At 42.5% G+C, this 20,360-nt stretch carries 19 protein-coding genes and 2 pseudogenes; 6 read left to right on the forward strand and 15 right to left on the reverse strand.

Annotated features, from left to right (window positions below):
- Positions 1 to 136 precede the first annotated feature (136 nt).
- Together ampD and B8983_RS08410 are read right to left on the reverse strand one after the other, a co-directional pair.
- A complete protein-coding gene (gene ampD / locus B8983_RS08405) occupies positions 137 to 970 on the reverse strand; it encodes a 1,6-anhydro-N-acetylmuramyl-L-alanine amidase AmpD (RefSeq protein WP_255372802.1) in 834 nt (277 codons plus the stop codon).
- 108 nt (positions 971 to 1,078) lie between these two features.
- Positions 1,079 to 1,999, reverse strand: a complete 921-nt coding sequence (locus B8983_RS08410; RefSeq protein ID WP_084283703.1) for a cytochrome C assembly family protein — start codon at positions 1,997 to 1,999, stop codon at positions 1,079 to 1,081.
- Positions 2,000 to 2,019: 20 nt separating this feature from the next.
- Between B8983_RS08410 and ffh the strand changes: the two genes are divergently transcribed.
- Positions 2,020 to 3,411, forward strand: coding sequence for a signal recognition particle protein (gene ffh / locus B8983_RS08415; RefSeq protein ID WP_084283704.1), 1,392 nt, complete (start codon positions 2,020 to 2,022; stop codon positions 3,409 to 3,411).
- Positions 3,412 to 3,484: 73 nt separating this feature from the next.
- Here the strand turns inward: ffh and B8983_RS08420 are convergent.
- From B8983_RS08420 to B8983_RS08430, 4 genes and pseudogenes are all read right to left on the reverse strand, one after another.
- Positions 3,485 to 4,297 (reverse strand): annotated as a pseudogene (locus tag B8983_RS08420) (nucleotidyl transferase AbiEii/AbiGii toxin family protein); the annotation flags it as partial.
- Between the two features lie 12 nt (positions 4,298 to 4,309).
- Positions 4,310 to 4,471, reverse strand: coding sequence for a hypothetical protein (locus tag B8983_RS14025; RefSeq protein WP_159460864.1), 162 nt, complete (start codon positions 4,469 to 4,471; stop codon positions 4,310 to 4,312).
- Positions 4,458 to 4,868, reverse strand: coding sequence for a DUF6088 family protein (locus B8983_RS08425; RefSeq protein ID WP_084283706.1), 411 nt, complete (start codon positions 4,866 to 4,868; stop codon positions 4,458 to 4,460). The genes B8983_RS14025 and B8983_RS08425 overlap by 14 nt, the downstream gene beginning before the upstream one ends.
- A gap of 226 nt (positions 4,869 to 5,094) precedes the next feature.
- The gene (locus tag B8983_RS08430) at positions 5,095 to 6,831 is read right to left on the reverse strand and encodes a proline--tRNA ligase (RefSeq protein ID WP_084283707.1); all 1,737 of its coding nucleotides are present in this window, start codon (positions 6,829 to 6,831) and stop codon (positions 5,095 to 5,097) included.
- 50 nt (positions 6,832 to 6,881) lie between these two features.
- Between B8983_RS08430 and B8983_RS08435 the strand changes: the two genes are divergently transcribed.
- Both B8983_RS08435 and B8983_RS08440 read left to right on the forward strand, forming a co-directional pair.
- A complete protein-coding gene (locus tag B8983_RS08435) occupies positions 6,882 to 7,484 on the forward strand; it encodes an RNA pyrophosphohydrolase (protein ID WP_084283708.1) in 603 nt (200 codons plus the stop codon).
- Complete coding sequence (locus B8983_RS08440; RefSeq protein ID WP_084283709.1) at positions 7,481 to 8,014, forward strand: CNP1-like family protein; 534 nt, start codon at positions 7,481 to 7,483, stop codon at positions 8,012 to 8,014. Before B8983_RS08435 ends, B8983_RS08440 begins: the two co-directional genes overlap by 4 nt.
- Before the next feature lie 207 nt (positions 8,015 to 8,221).
- On the opposite strand, the pseudogene proB reads toward B8983_RS08440, so the two are convergent.
- The 4 genes and pseudogenes from proB to rplU form a co-directional block, all read right to left on the reverse strand.
- Positions 8,222 to 9,007, reverse strand: a pseudogene (gene proB / locus B8983_RS08445) (glutamate 5-kinase); the annotation flags it as partial.
- A gap of 14 nt (positions 9,008 to 9,021) precedes the next feature.
- Positions 9,022 to 10,107 carry an Obg family GTPase CgtA gene (gene obgE / locus B8983_RS08450; RefSeq protein WP_084283711.1) on the reverse strand — a complete coding sequence of 362 codons (1,086 nt, stop codon included), beginning with the start codon at positions 10,105 to 10,107 and terminating at the stop codon, positions 9,022 to 9,024.
- Between the two features lie 75 nt (positions 10,108 to 10,182).
- Entirely contained in the window at positions 10,183 to 10,443 is a 261-nt protein-coding gene (rpmA, locus tag B8983_RS08455; protein WP_084283712.1) for a 50S ribosomal protein L27, read from the reverse strand.
- Between the two features lie 23 nt (positions 10,444 to 10,466).
- Positions 10,467 to 10,778, reverse strand: coding sequence for a 50S ribosomal protein L21 (rplU, locus tag B8983_RS08460; RefSeq protein ID WP_084283713.1), 312 nt, complete (start codon positions 10,776 to 10,778; stop codon positions 10,467 to 10,469).
- Positions 10,779 to 11,145: 367 nt separating this feature from the next.
- Here rplU and B8983_RS08465 point away from each other — a divergent pair, with 367 nt between their 5' ends.
- Positions 11,146 to 12,174, forward strand: a complete 1,029-nt coding sequence (locus tag B8983_RS08465) for a polyprenyl synthetase family protein (protein ID WP_234986972.1) — start codon at positions 11,146 to 11,148, stop codon at positions 12,172 to 12,174.
- 34 nt (positions 12,175 to 12,208) lie between these two features.
- Here B8983_RS08465 and B8983_RS08470 read toward each other — a convergent pair whose 3' ends face one another.
- Positions 12,209 to 13,828: a mechanosensitive ion channel family protein gene (locus tag B8983_RS08470; protein ID WP_084283714.1), complete on the reverse strand. Its 1,620-nt coding sequence runs from the start codon at positions 13,826 to 13,828 to the stop codon at positions 12,209 to 12,211.
- A gap of 63 nt (positions 13,829 to 13,891) precedes the next feature.
- Here B8983_RS08470 and B8983_RS08475 point away from each other — a divergent pair, with 63 nt between their 5' ends.
- A complete protein-coding gene (locus B8983_RS08475; RefSeq protein WP_084283715.1) occupies positions 13,892 to 15,886 on the forward strand; it encodes an acyltransferase family protein in 1,995 nt (664 codons plus the stop codon).
- Positions 15,887 to 15,918: 32 nt separating this feature from the next.
- Entirely contained in the window at positions 15,919 to 16,905 is a 987-nt protein-coding gene (gene bioB / locus B8983_RS08480; RefSeq protein ID WP_084283716.1) for a biotin synthase BioB, read from the forward strand.
- 39 nt (positions 16,906 to 16,944) lie between these two features.
- Here bioB and B8983_RS08485 read toward each other — a convergent pair whose 3' ends face one another.
- From B8983_RS08485 to B8983_RS08500, 4 genes are read right to left on the reverse strand one after another with little or no spacing between them, the layout of a single operon-like run.
- Complete coding sequence (locus tag B8983_RS08485; protein WP_084283717.1) at positions 16,945 to 17,946, reverse strand: NAD(P)H-quinone oxidoreductase; 1,002 nt, start codon at positions 17,944 to 17,946, stop codon at positions 16,945 to 16,947.
- 34 nt (positions 17,947 to 17,980) lie between these two features.
- The gene (locus B8983_RS08490) at positions 17,981 to 18,733 is read right to left on the reverse strand and encodes an ABC transporter ATP-binding protein (protein ID WP_084283718.1); all 753 of its coding nucleotides are present in this window, start codon (positions 18,731 to 18,733) and stop codon (positions 17,981 to 17,983) included.
- Positions 18,730 to 19,491: an ABC transporter ATP-binding protein gene (locus B8983_RS08495; RefSeq protein WP_084283719.1), complete on the reverse strand. Its 762-nt coding sequence runs from the start codon at positions 19,489 to 19,491 to the stop codon at positions 18,730 to 18,732. The genes B8983_RS08490 and B8983_RS08495 overlap by 4 nt, the downstream gene beginning before the upstream one ends.
- Positions 19,484 to 20,359: a branched-chain amino acid ABC transporter permease gene (locus tag B8983_RS08500; protein WP_143736150.1), complete on the reverse strand. Its 876-nt coding sequence runs from the start codon at positions 20,357 to 20,359 to the stop codon at positions 19,484 to 19,486. Before B8983_RS08500 ends, B8983_RS08495 begins: the two co-directional genes overlap by 8 nt.
- Position 20,360: the final 1 nt, after the last annotated feature.

Genomic DNA, 20,360 nt, shown 5'->3' on the forward strand with positions numbered 1-20,360 from the left:
GGGGGTTTTAGAAATATTAGATATGTTTTTTTTAAAGGTTTTCCCTAATATATGGCATATTTTTTTCTAATTTTCAGATCAAGAATTTTTGAAAAATTCCCTTAAGTTTGCGCTCACTTCAGAAAAGAATCATGGGTTATCTTGCGGTCAACCCAAATGGGAATTTTTGTTCAGGAATTTGGCTAATTTTTTGAAAATATTGCCAATCAAAATATTTACCTGGATCTTGCTTTCTGCCTGGGGAAATATCGCTATGCCCAACAATCGCCGAAATGGGATGTTGCACTTGAATAGCCTGAATCAGCTGTTGGAGTACTTGATACTGTTTTTGCTCAAAAGGCACCTCGCCAGTCCCCTCTAGTTCAACTCCAATCGAAAAATCATTACATCTTTCCCGTCCCATCAGAGTTGAAGCGCCGGCATGCCAAGCTCTTTGAAGGGTGGAAACAAACTGAACCACCTCGCCATCCCGTTTAATCAAAAAATGCGCTGAAACTTGTAAATCAATAATGGTCGGATAGTAGGGGTCATCCTTTGGATTTAAGCGATTACAAAAGAAGTCTTCAATAGCATGCCCACCAAATTTACCCTCTGGCAAACTAATATGATGAATCACAATCGTATCAACCACCGTGTTTTCTGGACGCTGATCATAATTATTGGATAAAACCTGCTTACAACTCCCTAAAAAGCCCTCTTTATTCAGTAATTTTAGATGGGCAGGTCCACAATAAAACCTTCCATCAAACTCGTGCGCATCGCTATGTGGGAGTCGTACCCGGCAAAAATCACAAGCGACCATCTTCTCAATAATAGGTGCCGCAGGTGGCACAGGGGAAGCTGGCTGCGCTTGCGGATTCGATTTTTTCTCGACCTCTTGTCGACGTTTTTTCTCTTTGATCGCTTTCGGGCGAAAGATCAAGAAATAATATAAAGAAAGCGCTAATAGTAAAAGTTCAAAAATTTTCATTGTAATTTTTAGGTTTTTTGATCATTCCCCTCAGGAATGGAACCTGATTTTAACGAAGGTTCCATGAAAGGCTGCGTCTTTGAAAGGAAAGCTGAAAAGACAGATCAATTAGGCGCGTTGCAGAATCACTTCTAAAACGAAGCGGCTACCAATATAAGATAACAATAAAATCGCAAATGAACCAAGAATCCACTTTAAAGCCTGCGAACCCCTCAAGCCATTTTTCCAATGCACAAAGAGAACGCCACCAAATAATACCCAAGATAAGATTGAAAGAACGGTCTTATGATCAAAAATGAGTGGCCGACCAAAGAGTTCTTGGCTAAAAAAGACGCCAGAAAAAACCGCGATGCTCAACAACACAAAACCAATCCCAATCATATTAAACAAAACCTTCTCCATCGTCACGAGGGGCGGTAGTTGCTCTAGAAATGCCTTTTTCTGACCTAATAACAATACATGGGAGAAGTTGAGTTTGGGCGCATTTTTCTCTTTGAATTGAGAACGGAGATTCTTTTCTTGCCAACCAATCAAAATCGCCTGGATAGCCGCAAGAAATAAGACGCCAACCGCCATGTTTGCAGTAATAAAGTGCAAAATAAAGCCGTGTGAAACTACTGCAGCAGTCGATAACACTGCGCCTTGATAAACACTGGGTAAAAAACTGGAGAACATCGCAATGGCAAGAATCATGGGCATCATGCCACGTAAATTAAAGTACCACCCTTCCATCCAATAAATTGCTACGCCGACCCACGCCATTAAAGATAGTGCCTGAGCAAATCCAAAAACAATTCCTTCTGGAGTAACAATGTCCTGAAAACATACAAGACCATGTAAGACGAGTAAAATGAAAATAATCATTTGTAACCCGATGCTTTCTTGGTTTTTTAAACCAATCGCAGCAAGAGTTACATCATCTTGATCTTTGTCTTGTTGGTCTTGATGGGAACGAGCAATTTTTTTACTCATGGCAAGTAATGCGATGAGAATAATTGCGTAAGCGAGACTTGGAAATATTAATAACATTTGAATAGTGTAACTCTCTCATGCTAGAAAATCTAACAGATCGTTTAGGACGTGTTGTTAAAACCATTAGGGGCCAGGCTCGCCTCACTGAATCCAATACCGCAGAAATGTTACGGGAAATACGTTTAGCCTTATTGGAAGCTGACGTTGCCTTACCCGTCATTAAAGACTTGCTGGCTAATATCAAAGAAAAAGCCCTAGGTGAGGATGTGATTACTAGCCTAACGCCAGGTCAAGCTTTAGTCGGAATTGTGAAAGACGAGTTAGCAAATATTATGCGGGGTGGTAACTCGGCATTCGATACTGCTGGGCAACTGAATCTAGCGACCCAACCGCCAGCTGTTATTTTGATGGCCGGCTTACAAGGTGCCGGTAAAACAACGACCGTTGCTAAATTAGCAAAATGGTTGATTCGCACGCAAAAGAAAAAGGTCTTAACTGTTTCTGTCGACGTCTATCGCCCAGCGGCGATTGAACAATTAAAAACAGTAACAGCCCAAGCTGGTGCCGAATGGTTTGCGAGTGATATCAGTCAAAAACCAATCGATATTGCAAATGCCGCAATTGATTGGGCAAAAAAACATTATTTTGATGTGCTACTCATCGATACTGCTGGACGCCTTGGTATTGATGAAGCCATGATGACCGAAATTGCAGGTCTACACAAAGCATTAAAGCCGATCGAAACACTATTTGTAGTCGATGCCATGCTCGGACAAGACGCTGTCAATACAGCGAAGGCTTTCCATGCAACTCTGCCATTAACAGGTGTCGTACTAACCAAACTTGATGGTGATTCAAGAGGTGGTGCAGCGCTATCCGTGCGTCACATAACTGGTGTGCCGCTCAAATTTGTTGGTGTATCTGAAAAAATTGACGGTTTAGACCCGTTTGATGCAGACCGTATGGCCGGCCGAATTCTTGGTATGGGCGATATTTTGGCGATTGTTGAAGAAGCGCAAAAGAATGTCGACCTTAAGGAAGCTGAAAAACTAGTCGCCAAAATCAAAAAAGGTGGCTTTGATTTATCCGACTTTAGAAATCAAATCACCCAAATGCGTAATATGGGTGGCTTATCAAGTTTGATGGATAAACTCCCTGCACAAATGGCTCAGGCCGCCGCAAAAACAGATATGAATGCAGCGGAAAAAAATATCAAGCGGATGCAAGGCATTATTGATAGCATGACCCCCCTCGAGCGTGCAAAACCAGAATTACTCAAAGCTAGCCGTAAACGTCGAATTGCCGCCGGTGCTGGAGTGCAAGTGCAAGAGGTCAACCGCTTACTCAATCAATTTGAACAGATGCAGACCATGATGAAACAGTTTAGCGGTGGCAAAATGGCTCGGATGATGGGTCAAATGGCGGCAAAAGGAATGGGCAAAGGGCTTGGCAAAGGTCTCTTTAAATAACAGAACTTTGCTTGGTTAAACGGTTGTTGGGCTAATAAACCCTACCTCACCCAAGATTAAAATTTACCAAGCTTTAATGTCGGTAATTTGTTTCAATTGGAGGGATAGTTGCCATTAATAAAGCCTCAAAATTATTAATGGCATCCTCAAAAGTAGGAACATCTGTACCATATACCATCACACGAACGAAATCGTCATACATTTGCTGGTATGTCCTTACTGATTTAGCAACGCGAATAGCATTAGTAATTTCTTTTATGGGGTTTTCCAAAAAAACTGGATATTGACTTGCAAAATCATAAGCGTCGCTCTCCATTGTTCTTGCCATGATGGAAGTTAGCAAAGCCAAATCCGTAGATCCGCCATATAACTTAAGAATTTGACTAACGTCAAAAAGGTGACGCACCAATGCCTTATCTAATTCGAATCGTTTTGGATCGTTTAAATGCATAGCTAATCTTCGTGGAAATGAGATAAGCTTTTCAACAAGAGCTTCTTGAATATTTACACAAAGCATTTGAGTCCTATTTCCATCTTCGATTCCAAGTAATTGGTCAAATAAGAGGCCAATCTGCAGGCGAACGCTTGGCAAGGATAATTCAGTTGCATTCAATTCAAGCTTCAATGTCGCTCTCATAGACTCAGAAACATCAAAATGGCTAAGGTAACTCGCTGTAAAAACAACATAGGCATTAGAGTCCCCTGCTTCGTACAAAATATCAGTCTCTTCAAATCCTGCCTTAATTAAAGCTTTAACAAAGTCTTTTTTAAGCTTAGAAATGGCAGTTTTTCTTTGTCCTTTACTGAGAGATAAGCCATTCTTTAATACAAGCTTAATATCAATATCCTCAGAAATTCTTTCTAAAATACGGTAAGCTTTTGATAGGCACGTTCCTCCTCAAAAAACAATATCAAATTGATCGTTGTTAATATGAGAAATTGCATGCAGTACATCTGTGACAATGAAGTCTTTCTCAAGAGCAAATTCGGATATAACTAAATCCTTTGCAACAATTAAGTCAGCTATTTGATCACGAATAGAATCATTAACTTTTTTCATAAACAACCTGACGCTTACCCACCGTAATCTTACGACTTACCCGCGCACGCCCAACATTGATAATGGGTAGCATTGGTACTTGGGTACTCCGCCCCTCTTGCAAGGCTCTTGCATCTTTTCCAACTTCAGCCTTAATACCAATTTTTTGCATTACTTGTAAGCCAATATTGATTAACGGTATCGCAGGTACGGGTTTCCCACCCAAAGTTGACGGTCGTGCTTTCGCATACAATCCAAAACCCACCTTAATAAGCAGCCCACTAGCAGTCACCTCATGGACGGCACGACTAACTTGACGATAATTCCCAAGTCTGTCGAATTCTTTTCTCAAAAAAACTGAAGAGGGAGATCTCTTAATTTTTGCAACGACCTTTTCTTTTACAGTTATTTGGGGCATAGTCACTCTCTTTATTGTTGCAAAAATAAAAGTTTTATTGCAATCACTTTAATATTTGGTAAAAACTAGGGTTTTGTCTTTGGAAAAGTATCGTAGCTCGATCTACTCTTTTATAAGAGTCTCGACTGAAATCCCCCAGTTCAATAGCCAATATGAAACAGGGGGACTCTAATGCAGTTTACCTCTGAGAGAGGTGTGATCTATCGATGTTCTGAAAGATCGTTTTTTACGCGGATAATTCTTTCAAAACATCTTCCGGTAATATTTTCTTTGCTTGAGTTTCTGACCTAGCTTGGAACTCAACCAATCCCTCTTTCAGACTTTTCTCACCAACAACCACGCGATAAGGTACGCCAATCAGCTCCCAATCCGCAAACATCGCCCCAGGACGTTCGCCCCGATCATCGAGAATCACTTCAATACCAGCTGCCATTAAATCGGCATAAATTTGGTCCGTGGTTGTTTTTACGATTTCAGACCGGTCATAAGACACTGGGCAAATCACTACCTGGAAAGGAGCAATGGATTCTGGCCATATAATTCCACGATCGTCATGGCATTGTTCAATCGCTGCGCCTAGTAATCGAGTAACACCAATACCATAGCAGCCCATGACAAAAGGTTTTGCCTTTCCTTGTTCATCCAAAAAGTTTGCCTTCATCGATTCAGAGTAGCGCGTGCCCAACATGAACACATGTCCAACCTCAATGCCACGACAAATTTCTAAAGTCCCATTGCCATCAGGAGAAACATCGCCCACGATGACGTTGCGAACATCTGCCACGATCGGCTCTGGTAAATCTCTACCAAAATTGACACCACTGAAGTGGTAGCCAGTTTCATTCGCGCCGCAAATAAAGTTACTCATCATCGCAACCGTACGATCGGCAACTACTGTGACCCCAGCTTTCAAGCCAACAGGGCCAAGCGAGCCTGGGGTGGCATTAAATGCTTCCAGAATTTCCGCTTCTGTTGCCATTCTAAAATCTGCCATTCCGGGTACTTTAGATGCCTTGACTTCGTTGAGTTCATGATCACCACGAATCAACACTGCAAATATCTGAATTTTGCCTGGTAATAATTGCTGAGTTTTCTCATCAAACTGATCAACCGCCAAGACTAATGTTTTCACCGTATCTGTGAGTGGTTGATTGAGTAAAGTAGCCACTTCTTCACATTTAGTCATCTCAGGAGTTGCAACTTTTTGCATCACTTGAGTAGGCGCCGAACGCACAGCCAATACGCTCAGTGCTTCAGCTGCTTCTAAGTTCGCTGCATAATCAGAGGATGGGCAATAAGCAATCGCATCTTCGCCAGTATCGGCAATCACGTGAAACTCTTGACTACCACTGCCTCCAATCGCCCCATTATCAGCCGCCACCGCACGGTAATTTAAGCCCAAGCGCGTAAAAATCCGATGATAAGCATCAAACATTTTTGCATAAGAGGCTTTCATGCCCTCGACATCTTTATCAAATGAATAACCATCCTTCATGGTAAATTCACGTCCCCGCATGACGCCGAATCGTGGGCGACGCTCATCTCTGAACTTAGTTTGAATTTGATAAAAATTGATCGGTAATTGTTTATAACTACGAATTTCGCCACGGGCGATATCCGTAATCACCTCTTCCGAGGTCGGTTGCAAGACGAATTCTCTTTGGTGGCGGTCTTTAATACGTAACAGTTCTGGACCCATTTTGCTGAGTCGCCCCGTCTCCTCCCATAACTCTCCTGGTTGAACAACCGGCATCAGCAATTCAATGGCGCCGGCTTTATTCATCTCTTCTCGAATAATGTTTTCGACTTTGCGAATAATCCGCAAGCCAATTGGCATGTAATTGTAAATACCTGCGCCTAACTTGCGAATCATCCCCGCACGTGTCATCAATTGATGAGAAATGATTTCAGAGTCAGCAGGAGCTTCTTTTAGGGTAGAAATAAATGTTTGTGTGGCTTTCATGGAATCTTTATATATATAATCAATTTATAGATTTTAAAGGATTAGTACTTATGCTCGATAAAGAGGGTTATAGACCCAATGTCGGCATCATTCTTCTGAATCAGCGCAACGAAGTATTTTGGGGTAAACGAATTGGTCAGCACTCGTGGCAATTTCCACAGGGTGGTATACAACATGGAGAAAATCCCAAGACTGCAATGCTTCGCGAGTTGCATGAAGAAGTAGGATTATTGCCCGAACATGTCCATATTATTGGACGCACAAAAGATTGGATACGCTATGACGTACCCGATGAGTTTTTAAGAAGAAACGCGCCAGTGCGTGGGCGTAGGGTCGCCTATCGTGGCCAAAAACAAATTTGGTTTCTATTACGGATGGCTGGTCGCGACTCCGATATTTGTTTGCGTGCCACAGATCACCCAGAATTTGATGCATGGCGCTGGAATCCGTATTGGATCCCACTGAACGATGTCATTGATTTCAAACGTGATGTGTATACCTTGGCATTGTCAGAGCTAGCGCGTTTTCTTTCCAAAAAGACTCATTTGATGTCCCTACCATGGGGCTCACCCGTGAATGTTTTTACCATGGGTAAATCCATCACAACTACAACCATCCTCCCAGAAGAGGGTAGTGAACAGGCCATAAAATGAAAGCTCCATTCAATCTAGTCATTCAATTTGCGTGTATAGCTAGTCTCGCTCTAACGAGTAATTTCAGTTTTGGCCAACGACTTTTTCAAAGTACTTTGATCAAAGAAGAAGCTAAACCTGTCGAAATGACTGAAGTTGAGTTACCAAAACCATTTAAGAAAGGTGATTTGACTCCTTTTGTCCCTTCTGAAAGTAGTTCAATCAAGTTTTTTATTGATAAAGAAAGTATTTCTTTTATCAACCATGATGAGGTACGTTTAACGGTGGTGACTTTCAATGAGAGTGAAAAGTATCAAGGGATTTATATTGGCTTTCGTTGTGACGAATATGAATTCCGTCAATATGGTTTTTTAGATGATGGGGTTTGGCGCAGACCAGCAGCATTAGATTGGCGAAAAATTCCGAAACCTGGTTATAACCAATATGTGGCATTTTTAGCCCGTTACAGTACTTGCCAAGGTGGCGGAGCTGTCTTGGGTAAAACAAAACTGCTTGAAGGATTAACTGGTGTTCGAAAAGAGTTCGAATAAGTTTCAAGGTACTATTTGAATCAATGAATTGAGTACTACATTCATAGTGACATGATTGCTGACACAATTTTTTGAACAACCCTTATATGCAAAGGTCCAAGTTTGGGGAAATTCAATAGGAATAGAACTAATTGATATTAGTCAGATTCAAGCACAAATCACTTCAATGACAATGAATCACAGACAAGTAGCTTAAGCGAGCCCCTTTGCCAAGAGCTCAGTTCCAACCATCTCACCACCAGCGAGTCGAAGAAGAACATCAGGCTCATTACCAGAAGCGATAATTGTATGAATATGTGACTTGGCAACAATTTTGGCTGCTAACACTTTCGTTAACATACCACCCTTGCCCAGGCTACTACCCGCTCCACCGGCAATCATTTCAAGTTCAGGCTCTCCTGCCGTGGCTTGAGAAATTAAGGTGGCATTACTATTTTTTCTAGGGTCGGCTGTATACAAACCCTCTTGGTCCGTCAAAATAACCAGTACGTCAGCGCCGATTAAATTAGACACTAAAGCGGCTAAAGTATCGTTGTCGCCAAATTTAATTTCATCTGTTACGACCGTATCATTTTCATTAATGACTGGTACGACCTGCAGTTTGAGTAACTCTGCGAGTGTTGCTCGCGCATTTTCGTATCGCTCTTGGTTCGCCAAATCAGCATTCGTTAATAGAATTTGGGCGGTATGGATGTCGTATTTTTTAAAGGCAGTTTCATAGACCTGTACTAAGCCCATTTGACCAACAGCAGCAGCTGCCTGTAATTCATGAATCTCCGTTGGCCGAGCGGACCAGTTTAAACGTTGCATCCCCTCAGCGATAGCACCCGAACTGACCATGAGGACTTCTTTACCCTGTTGCATGAGCTCTGCAACTTGTCCAGCCCAGCGGCTAATTGCAGCACGGTCTAAACCTTCACCATGGTTTGTGACTAAAGTAGAACCTACTTTAATCACAATCCTTTTAGCGTTTTTTAATACTGAAACACTCACAATACGTTCCTTGGTTATTTTTTTGAATTATTCTCAACATCGGTGAAGCGCACATCCGCTTCATATTCTTCTTGAGCATCTACGGCCGCTTGCTGCGCATCCACATATTTTTGGATGGCAAAACATAAGGCCTGACAGCCATCACCGGTAAGGGCTGAAATTTCAAATACGGGACCTTTCCACTTAAATGCCTTAATAAAGGCCTTAATTTTTTTCTCCCGCTCCTCTTTTTCGAGCATATCAACTTTATTCAGCACTAACCAACGTGGCTTGTCATACAGGTCTTGATCATATTTGAGAAGCTCATTAATAATTGCTTTGGCCTCACCTACGATATCAACCCCTTCATCAAATGGAGCAATGTCTACCAAGTGTAATAACACACCCGTACGTTGTAAATGCCGTAAGAAACGATGGCCTAAACCTGCACCTTCTGATGCTCCTTCAATTAACCCTGGAATATCAGCGATCACAAAGCTCTTTTCTGGTCCTACACGGACTACTCCTAAATTAGGATGCAAGGTAGTAAACGGATAGTCTGCTATTTTGGGTCTAGCATTTGAAACTGCGGTAATAAAGGTTGATTTACCAGCATTTGGCATCCCTAAAAGCCCTACATCAGCCAAGACTTTTAATTCTAATTTTAATTTACGACGTTCCCCAGGTTTACCGCTGGTTTTTTGGCGAGGAGCACGATTGGTACTACTCTTAAAGTGAATGTTACCCCAACCACCCTCACCACCTTTGGCAAGCAGGAGACGTTCGCCATGAGTAGTAAAGTCAGCAACCCGCTCACCTGTATCCATATCATCGAAAATCGTTCCTACTGGAACGCGTAATTCGATATCATCGCCAGCACGACCATAACAATCAGCGCCACGACCTGGTTCACCATTTTTAGCGAGATGAGTTTTAGTAAAACGATAATCAACTAAAGTGTTAATGTTGCGATCAGCGACAGCATAGACAGAGCCGCCACGCCCCCCGTCACCACCATCAGGACCACCGTATTCAATAAATTTTTCACGACGCATAGACGCGCTACCAGAACCGCCGTCACCAGCAATAACTTCAATTCGTGCTTCGTCAATAAATTTCATAGTTCAACCCAAATAAAAAAGGCCTCGCGAAATGGCGAGGCCTCGAATCTAAACGAACCGTTCAGTCAGGCGATATTAAGCCTGAGGCAAAACGGAAACGAAGGATTTCTTTTGTGCACCTTTAACAGCAAACTGTACATGGCCATCAACCAAAGCATACAAAGTATGGTCTTTACCTAGACCAACGTTTGTACCCGGATGAACGCGTGTACCTCTTTGACGAATGATAATTCCGCCAGCATTAATTGCTTGACCACCATAAACTTTTACACCTAGGCGTTTTGACTCTGAGTCACGTCCGTTTCTCGTCGAACCGCCACCTTTTTTCTGTGCCATTATTTGCTCCTGTTAGCCGTATATTAAGCCGATATGTTGTTAATCAAGATTTCAGTGTAATTTTGACGATGCCCTTGACGTTTTTGATAGTGCTTACGTCTGCGCATTTTGAAAATTTTCACTTTGTCGTGACGACCCTGGGCGATAACAGTGGCTTTGACAGTTGCACCAACAACCAAGGGTTCACCAAAAGTCAGTGAATCACCAGCACCAATGGCTAGTACTTGGTCGAGTGTAATTTCGCTACCAATGTCCGCAGGTATCTGTTCTATTTTTAATTTTTCTCCAGAAGCAACTTTATACTGCTTGCCTCCAGTTTTTATGACCGCGTACATATAAAATCCTCTCGAAAGGGTTAATATCCCAAAATTCTCAAATAACTATTTGGGAAGCCTTACATTGTATGTTTTTTAGGCACGAATGTCAAAGACTAGTAAGAAATACCCTTATTTCGACGTCAAAAATAGCAAAAATACCCTTTTAATCCCATCTTTTTAGGGGTTTTTCGTGAGCTCTAGTACCTTAATGGGTATTTATGCCTTTACAAAGGGATCTCTACGTCGGTAGCTAGTAAATCCATTCCAGCAGTAAACCGATGTTTTTGTAAGCTTACCATTGGAAACAATTTCCGAAAAATCGCTTTCGATTAGAATAGTGAGATTAGTTAAAACAGATAAAAAGAGCATCCATTCTTCCAACAATATGTCAGCGATTGACCAACAACTTGAACCGCCAACATCTAGCGTAATTGATATCAAATCTATTTTGACGCCGATTCAGGCCGATATGCGCAAGCTGGACGAAGTCATTGAACAGAGTCTGCGCTCCGATGTTGCCTTAATTAATCAAATATCCCAGTACTTAATTCAAGCGGGTGGGAAAAGAATTCGCCCTGCTCTCACGTTTTTAATTGCCGGTGCTATCAGAGAACCGTCTGAAGTCCAGCATCGTCATGAAATTGCAGCGGTAGTTGAATTTATTCATACCGCAACACTTCTCCATGATGATGTTGTAGATGACTCCGATTTACGCAGGGGTCGTAAAACCGCGAATGCTGTGTTTGGTAACTCCGCAAGCGTATTAGTCGGTGACTTCTTATATTCAAGAGCTTTTCAAATGATGGTCGTGCCGGGTCAGTTAAAGATTATGGAAATCTTATCGACTGCCACCAATATCATTGCCGAGGGTGAGGTCTTACAACTTCTCAACCTCAATGATCCTGATGTAACGGAAGACCGTTATAGGCAAGTGATTATGTATAAAACCGCAAAGTTATTTGAAGCAGCAACCCAACTCGGCGCAGTTCTTGCAAAAGGCACTGAAGGACAGTACGCTGCTGCAGCTCAATTTGGCTCAAGCTTGGGTATTGCCTTTCAAATCATGGATGACTGGTTGGATTATGCTTCTGACGCTGAAACAATGGGTAAAAATGCGGGGGATGATCTCAGAGAAGGGAAACCAACCCTGCCACTCATTTATTTGTTGCATCATGGTAACGCTCAGCAAAAAAAGTTAGTGCAACAAGCCATTGAACAAAGTGATGAGTTAAGTGAAGACTTTTACCAAACGGTCTTAAACGAAGTTCGTAATAGTTCTGCCCTTGCCTATACGCTAGAGCAAGCCAAGATGGAAGCAGAAAAAGCGAAATCTTGTTTATCAGCGTTTGAGGACAATGCCTTCACTGCAAGTCTACGTGCTTTATGCGACTACTCCATCGCTAGATCGTTTTAACTCTCCAAACGAGTAAAACACAGTCTAGCGAAGCTTAATTAGGTGGAGTACTCAATACCGCCTGCTCTGGTTGCACCATAAAATGTGGGGACATAATCTGGATGCCAGCTCGATTGAAATTATCTTGAATCGTCTGGTGCAATTCCGAGAGAATCGCTAATTTCTTAATCGGATTATTGGTATGAATAAATAATTCATATTCCACATAAAAATCACTTAAAGCTCTTTGAAAGACTTTTGGTTCCGGGTCCGTTTTAATATCCGGAATCAACTTCGTGGCATCGAGCAACATTTCATGTACTTTACGCCAAGGAGCGTCATAGCCAATTGTCACTTGAGTGGACAGAAGAGTGCCCGTGGTTTCATTTAATTTCGTCAAATTCGTAATCGGATTACCAATTAATACTGCATTAGGAATCGTAATTTCAATTTTGCTATTTAGTGTTTGAATTTTTGTCGATAGAACGCCAAGTTCTCTAACAACGCCTTCTTGACCATTGACCATCACGTAATCACCCACCCTTAATGCCCTTGAGTAAATCACTACTAAACCACTCATTAATTGCGAGACTAACCCAGTAGAACCAAGAGAAATCACAATCCCGAATAACACGGATAAGCCCTTAAATGCCTCGGTATTGGAACCTGGGATCAACGGGTAAATGATAGAGAAAGTCAAACCCCACAAAAAGAAATTTGCCAAGCGTTGACTTGCACTCACTGTATCTTTATGAAATAAACTAAATTGGATTTGACCTGCTTGCACCCGCTTAAAGAAAATCTTGAGTAAATCAGTAATCGTGCGCGTAACAAAAACAATAATCAAAATAGAAATTAAGTTAGGAATCGATCCTAAAATCGCAGAGAATACTGAAAAAATGGTGTCCGTAATGTGTTGGCCTAATTTCCTACCCAATGGCTCTGTGAGTGGTAGCTGGCGCAAACTAAAGGTGAGCCAAATATAAACAAAGAGTGCCGTTAATAGCCAACTAATCGCACTGACAATTTTGGAGGCAAATCGAAAGTAATATTCGGCCCAGTGAATGCCATTGATCATGGAGTGCGATAAAGAATGGCCTCTTTTAAGCAAAAGGGTTGAAACCCAATTCAATGATTTTTTCTCGACCACAACAACGATGCCTAAAATCAAAGTTGCGAGTAAAACCAAGATGGATTGATGAATAATAAAAGGGAGCTTAACTTGCTTCACCTTGGCATCCATCAGCTCAATTAAGGCTTTAGTTGTCTTGTTTTCAAGGTTTTTGAGATTGCCATCGAGTTCATGGTCAATATCTTTTTCTACTAAAGCAAATAAGGCAATATCGCCTAAATACCACTGCACGCCCTTATCTTGCCCCAACTCTAAGGGCAAAGCTTCAATTTTTTTCGTGATTAAATCGATTTCAGATAGGTTATTAATCCGATCATGTGCTCGTTTAGCGCGTATTTCTGGCGTTGCATTTGCTAAGCTAGTACGAAAAGTCACAATCTCCCGATTCATGATGGATAAAGTTGACTCTTTGAAGGGACCCGACAAACCATCTTGCGCATCAGCCACCTGTCCTAAGCAAGAACAGAGAAATACCAACAGAATCCCTAGTTGCAGAAATAAATTTTTACTACGTGGTAAATCTTTATAAACTTGGGAGATCATGATTTTTATGTGATTTTTTAGGAATAATGAGAAAATTTTATATTAATTTTTGATTCAATTCGCATGAAATCTATTTACCACCCCGAAATTGATGGTTTAAGAGCCCTAGCGGTAGTTAGCGTGCTTCTGTTTCATGGCTTTCCTGCGTTTTTACCAGGTGGCTTTGTAGGGGTCGATATTTTCTTTACGATTTCCGGATATCTCATTACTAGTATTATTTTTAAAGAGCTACAAACGAATCAGTTTAGTTATTGGTCGTTTTATCAACGTCGAATCCGACGTATTTTCCCCAGCTTAGTGGTAGTTTTAGTTGCTTGCTCTGTCGTCGGTTGGGTAGTATTGACCCCCGCAGAATATGAGCTATTTGGTACACACCTAGCAACTAGCGCAGGCTTTGTGCCCAACTTTCGATTTTGGCGAGAGGCCGGCTATTTTGATAAAGAGGCGCTCACAAAGCCTTTACTACACTTATGGTCCCTTGGTGTCGAAGAACAGTTTTACCTTCTCTGGCCAGTCATTTTGGGTTTCGGTTGGCGGTTTTTATCCCACCACCTCAACCGTCTGATGCTGTTGATTATTGCTCTATTGTTCGGTTCATTAACACTGAGTTATTTCACAATCCACGTCAATCCTACGGCTGATTTTTATTCTCCTTTGACACGCTTTTGGGAGTTAGGACTCGGTGGATTCATCGCTCTCTTAACCATCTATAAAAAATTTCAGATTCATCCACTCTTTAAAAACTCCGTGTGTAGTTTGGGTGGCTTACTCTTATTATTTGCCATTACCCAATTTAATGAACAACTGGCATTTCCTGGTCTATGGGCTTTGATTCCTTGTTTAGGTACAGGTTGCATTTTGCTTTGTTTAAACTCTAGTGCGGTCGGTATCCAACCTTCCATCGTATTAAAAACCTTAAAACAACCACTTGTCGTATGGATCGGATTAATCAGTTATCCCCTTTACCTGTGGCATTGGCCATTACTTTCGTTTGCCAGAATACTCGAGGGGCAAGAGTTATCGACCTTACTGCGTAGCTTCCTCCTCATCCTCAGTGTTTTATTAGCTTTTCTTTGTTACGAATTGCTAGAAAAGCCGATTCGGAAGCAACAACGCCCTTATTGGTCACTAGTGTTGTTATTGCTCATGATTTGTTTGTTAAGTTTTGGCATTACACTGCGCAAGCAAGATGGCTTTAAACATCGCCACCAATCACAACTAATGGCTGATCCTAGTACGATGGTTTTGGGTGAGTTTAGAGATAGTATTCGTCGCCCCTGTCACATTGTGCAGCAAATGCCTTCTGATTTAGATTGCTTCGAGGATGTGCGAGATCCGGTGCGCTATGCTCTGCTTGGCGATAGTAAAGCAGAAGCCTTATTTTATGGATTAACCGCCGTTTCAACGACTACAGGACGTTGGTTATTAGTAGATGGCGTCCATCCACCCCCACCCAATGCTAGCTCTGATAAGTTAGACGAACATCTAGCCAAAAGTAATATGACGTTTCATCTCATCAACCGTGATCCACAAATAAAAGTCGTTGTCTTGGCTAATGCACTGCGTGGCATTTTCCCGATTGACCCCAAAACTGGCATGATTACTGGCGTAGGTAATTCCGAAATCCAACTAGAGAATTTTGATGGGCTCATCAGCTCTTTAGAGCAAGCGGGTAAATCCGTGATGTTCGCAATCGATAATCCAACTTTTCCAGATCCAACGAGTTGCATCAGTGGTGGCTTAACGAGCTCCAACTTCCTCAATCAAATTTTTTATCGCAAAGCGAATCCCTATTGCACCATTCGTTACGAGGATCAACTTGCCGGTACCAAAGCCTATCGTGATTGGGTGCGTCAATTAGCCGCTAAACATCCTCGCATGCAGCTGATTGATTTACCCGCCCACCTGTGTAATACGGCTGAAAATCGTTGTCAAACCACCGAGAATGGCGCCTTTTTATATAGCTATAGTGATCATATTTCTGATTATGCGGCGAAGAAAATTGGTGCTCTAATAACCACAATGGCCGATCTAACACAGAATAGTTTAGGCAAATAGACTACCAATCCTTGTTAGAATGGCTAATCAAAATGGATAAAGTAAATATGTCGCAATCAAATCGCACCTGGACAGTTTCAGAAATCGAAGCTTTATATGATTTACCCTTACCCACTCTCATGCATCAGGCGAGTAGTATTCATCAAGCGCAGTTTCCTGAGGGCGATATTGAATTAGCCACTTTACTATCGATTAAAACAGGGGGATGCCCAGAAGATTGCTCTTATTGCCCGCAAGCCGCGCGTTATCACACCGGTGTGGAAGCAACAAAATTAATGGATTTGGAAGAAGTATTAGAAGCAGCCAGAGCGGCCAAAGCGGCTGGCTCGAATCGCTTTTGCATGGGTGCGGCTTGGCGCGAACCGAAAGACCGTGACATTATCAAAGTAGCGACCATGATTAAAGAAGTAAAGGCGATGGGCATGCAAACCTGTGCGACTTTAGGCATGTTAGATGCGGATCAAGCGCGAGCCTTAGGCGAAGCGGGATTGGATTATTACAATCACAATCTTGATTCCAGCGAAGATTTTTATGGTTCGATTATTCAAACTAGAACCTATCAAGACCGGATTGATACGCTGGCCAATGTGCGCAATACTGGTATGTCGCTGTGTTGTGGTGGCATCATTGGGATGGGCGAAACACGTAAACAACGTGCTGGTTTGATTGCTCGCTTAGCGAACTTATCACCTTATCCTGAATCAGTGCCAATTAATCATTTAGTACCAGTACCAGGCACACCTCTCGCAGATCAACCGCCATTAGATCCGTTTGAGTTTGTGAGAACGATTGCGATTGCTAGAATCACGATGCCAGCTGCTAGAGTGAGACTTTCTGCAGGGCGTCAAGAACTCGGTCGTGCCATCCAAGCGATGTGTTTCACAGCAGGTGCTAACTCCATCTTTTATGGTGACAAGTTACTCACCACCAATAATCCTGAGGCAGATGCTGACCGGGCTCTTTTGCAGGACTTAGGTCTGAAAGTCAAAGTGAATCAAACGGCTGAAATCGCCGTTTAATTCACCACATCTTGTTTTCTGAGCTGATTAAAGCCACTTTTAAGCAGCTTTGACCTGCAAGACAATTTTACCGATATGCGCACTCGACTCCATGAGTTGATGCGCAGCGACGACGTCTGTGAACGGGAAAACCGTATCAATCACCGGTAAACATGTGCCTTGGTCCATGAGCGGCCAAATATGTTTTTCTAATTGCTGCGCAATCGCCCCTTTTTGTTCATCACTGCGTGGACGCATCGTCGCGCCGGTATACGTTAAGCGTTTACGCATAATTGCATTCACATCTAATTCAGCGCGACTACCCTTTAAAAAGGCAACTTGCAATAGACGTCCGTCAACCGCTAAGCAATTAATGTTTTTCTGAATATAGGGTCCACCAACAATATCCAAAATCACATTGACGCCGACCTTATTGGTTAGTTTCAGAATCACTTCTTCATAGTCTTGATCTTTATACTCAATCGCCACATCAGCGCCTAACTCTAAACAACGCTGGGCTTTTTTACTACTACCTACGGTGGTAATTACCTTAGCTCCAAAGGCTTTAGCAAATTGAATCGCCGTGACACCAATACCACTCGAGCCACCATGCACTAAGAGTGTTTCGCCACTTCGCAGGTGACCCATATCAAATAAATTCGACCAGACTGTAAAGTATGTCTCCGGTATCGCCGCGGCTTGAACCATACTCAACCCGTTCGGGATTCTTAAACAATGGGCCGCTGGCGTCGCACAGTATTCTGCATAAGCGCCACCCGGTGTGAGGGCACATACTTGATCGCCAATCTGCCACTGTGTTACTGCCGCACCAAGTGCGACAATCACTCCGGCTACTTCTAATCCCAAATAGGGCGATGCGCCTAAAGGCGGCGGATAGGAACCAGAGCGTTGAAATACATCGGGACGATTAATGCCAGTCGCATGCACCTCAATCAATACCTCATGGGGCTTCACAACCGGTAATGGCGCATCAGAAATAATTTTCATAATCTCAGGAGCTCCGCCCTGACCATGGTCAACAACACGCATTGTAGTTTTCATTTTTTTCCTTTAATAATTTGATTGAGCACCAGTGTTAAGTACCCAAATAGGCTTTAATAATTCTTGGATCTTCTAATAATTCTTTACCCACTCCCGAGAGAGTAAGCTCACCATTTTCTAAGACATAAGCTTGGTGAGAAATGCGTAAAGCTTGCTGAACATTTTGCTCCACCAAAACGATGCTTTGCCCGAGGGCATTTAATTCTTTTAAAACACTAAATATTTCTTTTACTTTTAATGGCGCCAATCCCATGGAGGGTTCATCAAGTAATAATAGTTTAGGTTTGGCCATCAACGCTCGGCCGATGGCTAGCATCTGCTGTTCGCCACCTGATAAATTCCCTGCTAATTCTTTGTATCTACTTTTTAGAATCGGGAATAAATCTAAAACAAATTTGAGATCTTGGGCAATCTGCGGATTTTTTTCGCGCGTGTAGGTCCCCAATTGCAGGTTTTCTTCAACGCTCATCGTCAGCAAAATCGCTCGACCTTCAGCCACTTGAGAAACTCCCATCCGCACGATTTCAGAACTCGTTTTCGCAAGCAAGTTCACCCAATCCTGTGGTTGCCGTTGAAATTCAACACTCCCAGCTTGAGCCGCAATAATTTTCGAGATAGCCAACAAAGTGGTACTCTTTCCCGCCCCATTGGCACCCACCAAGGCTGTAATCTCACCTGTATTTACCTGAAAACTAACATCCTTAACCGCTTGAATATGGCCATAGGATACCCTCAAATGGCTCACTTTTAGGATGGCCCGGTCTTCGCTCAATAAGGATTCGCTCATTCTTCCTCCACCGAGCCCAAATAGGCTTCAATCACGCCGGGATGGTTTTTAATCATTTCTGGTTCTCCTTGTGCAATCACCTGCCCAAAATTCAGCACCGTAATATGATCACAAAGTTCCATGACAAACCGCATGTCATGTTCGATTAAAAAGACCGTAACACCCTGCTGGCGAATCAGTTCAATTTCTTTCATCAGTAAAGTTTTTTCAGCCGCATTCATGCCTGCGACTGGCTCATCAAGCAACAACAATTGAGGCTGGGTTGCTAGTGCGCGAGCAAATTCTAATTGACGCTGCTCACCGTAAGATAAACTCTGGGCCGTTTGGTCATGTTGATGCTGTAATTGAAAGAGACTCAATAATTCATACGCCTTATCCCGCGCAAGCTGTTCTTGTGCTTGATAACTAGTACTAGAGAGAATCCAATCATGGGTAGAGTAGCCTAGATGACTATGCATACCCACCAAGACATTTTCTAACAGGTTCATCTCCTTAAAAATACGAATATTTTGAAAGGTTCTAGCCACTCCCAGGCGAGTGATTTGATGAGATGGTAAACCAATCAGTTCTCGACCCTCTAGGGTAATAGTGCCTTGATTCGGTTTTACTAAACCAGTAATACAATTAAACACTGTTGTCTTACCGGCACCATTAGGGCCAATTAATGCGCTAATACTTCCTTTAGATACCTGCAAAGATACGTCTTTTAAGATTTCTAAACCACCAAAATGTTTTGATAAATGCGTGATTTCAAACATGTTGCTGGCCATCCTTATTCTGCCGTGATGGCTTTTTCATGCGCAGGAATTGCCCACTCCACAAGCCATTGGGCAAATAGAGAACCACGAAAATCAGGACTAAGCCATTCACTGCTAAACGATACTCTTTGAAACCGCGGAGGAGTTCAGGCAATAGGGTAAGTAAAGTGCCGCCAAGAATCGGTCCCAAGAGACTGTTCGCACCACCAAAGACCGCCATGGTTAGAATTTCAACAGCATTTTCAAAGGCGTAACTATTTGGGCCAATCGTGTAAGTAAAGTGCGCATTCAAAGCACCAGCTAGTCCAGCAATCCCAGCCCCCAAAGTAAAAGCTAACAACTTAAATTGCATCACTGGAATACCCATTAATGTAGCCGCCACTTCGTCGGCTCGAATCGCCTCAAAAGCTCGCCCCACCTTTGAAGCGCGTAAGCGCCATAGCAGATAAACGACTCCACCTAAGGCAATGAATACATGCCAGAAAGTGGTGATATTAGGGATACCATTTAACCCCATCGGCCCCCCGATGAATTCAATATTCATAATCACCACGCGCAATACCTCACCGAACCCTAATGTTGCCATGGCCAAATACACGCCGGACAATCTTAGGGTTGGAATACCAATGATTAAGGCCACGATGACTGGCGTAAGGATACTCATGATTAATGTCAGCTCAAAAGGCCATTGAAATTGCATGGTCAATGTGGCAGCAGTATATGCGCCAATCCCCATAAAGGCTGCATTCGCTAACGACAACAAACCACAGGAAAGCGTTAAAGCAATGGACAAGGCCAATAAGGAATTAATCCCAATGCTGAGTATCAAGGTGTTATAGGTTGACCAAAAGGTATCTAGCCACTCCAAC

This window comes from Polynucleobacter kasalickyi (genome assembly GCF_900176405.1).
GTDB classification, from domain to species: Bacteria; Pseudomonadota; Gammaproteobacteria; order Burkholderiales; family Burkholderiaceae; genus Polynucleobacter; species Polynucleobacter kasalickyi.

What these genes read in the sequence shown, in the direction of transcription:
- ampD (WP_255372802.1), bottom strand. Translation starts at nt 970, where the DNA reads ATGAAAATTTTTGAACTTTTACTATTAGCGCTTTCTTTATATTATTTC.
- B8983_RS08410 (WP_084283703.1), bottom strand. Translation starts at nt 1,999, where the DNA reads ATGTTATTAATATTTCCAAGTCTCGCTTACGCAATTATTCTCATCGCA.
- ffh (WP_084283704.1), top strand. Translation starts at nt 2,020, where the DNA reads ATGCTAGAAAATCTAACAGATCGTTTAGGACGTGTTGTTAAAACCATT.
- B8983_RS14025 (WP_159460864.1), bottom strand. Translation starts at nt 4,471, where the DNA reads ATGAAAAAAGTTAATGATTCTATTCGTGATCAAATAGCTGACTTAATT.
- B8983_RS08425 (WP_084283706.1), bottom strand. Translation starts at nt 4,868, where the DNA reads ATGCCCCAAATAACTGTAAAAGAAAAGGTCGTTGCAAAAATTAAGAGA.
- B8983_RS08430 (WP_084283707.1), bottom strand. Translation starts at nt 6,831, where the DNA reads ATGAAAGCCACACAAACATTTATTTCTACCCTAAAAGAAGCTCCTGCT.
- B8983_RS08435 (WP_084283708.1), top strand. Translation starts at nt 6,882, where the DNA reads ATGCTCGATAAAGAGGGTTATAGACCCAATGTCGGCATCATTCTTCTG.
- B8983_RS08440 (WP_084283709.1), top strand. Translation starts at nt 7,481, where the DNA reads ATGAAAGCTCCATTCAATCTAGTCATTCAATTTGCGTGTATAGCTAGT.
- obgE (WP_084283711.1), bottom strand. Translation starts at nt 10,107, where the DNA reads ATGAAATTTATTGACGAAGCACGAATTGAAGTTATTGCTGGTGACGGC.
- rpmA (WP_084283712.1), bottom strand. Translation starts at nt 10,443, where the DNA reads ATGGCACAGAAAAAAGGTGGCGGTTCGACGAGAAACGGACGTGACTCA.
- rplU (WP_084283713.1), bottom strand. Translation starts at nt 10,778, where the DNA reads ATGTACGCGGTCATAAAAACTGGAGGCAAGCAGTATAAAGTTGCTTCT.
- B8983_RS08465 (WP_234986972.1), top strand. Translation starts at nt 11,146, where the DNA reads ATGTCAGCGATTGACCAACAACTTGAACCGCCAACATCTAGCGTAATT.
- B8983_RS08470 (WP_084283714.1), bottom strand. Translation starts at nt 13,828, where the DNA reads ATGATCTCCCAAGTTTATAAAGATTTACCACGTAGTAAAAATTTATTT.
- B8983_RS08475 (WP_084283715.1), top strand. Translation starts at nt 13,892, where the DNA reads ATGAAATCTATTTACCACCCCGAAATTGATGGTTTAAGAGCCCTAGCG.
- bioB (WP_084283716.1), top strand. Translation starts at nt 15,919, where the DNA reads ATGGATAAAGTAAATATGTCGCAATCAAATCGCACCTGGACAGTTTCA.
- B8983_RS08485 (WP_084283717.1), bottom strand. Translation starts at nt 17,946, where the DNA reads ATGAAAACTACAATGCGTGTTGTTGACCATGGTCAGGGCGGAGCTCCT.
- B8983_RS08490 (WP_084283718.1), bottom strand. Translation starts at nt 18,733, where the DNA reads ATGAGCGAATCCTTATTGAGCGAAGACCGGGCCATCCTAAAAGTGAGC.
- B8983_RS08495 (WP_084283719.1), bottom strand. Translation starts at nt 19,491, where the DNA reads ATGTTTGAAATCACGCATTTATCAAAACATTTTGGTGGTTTAGAAATC.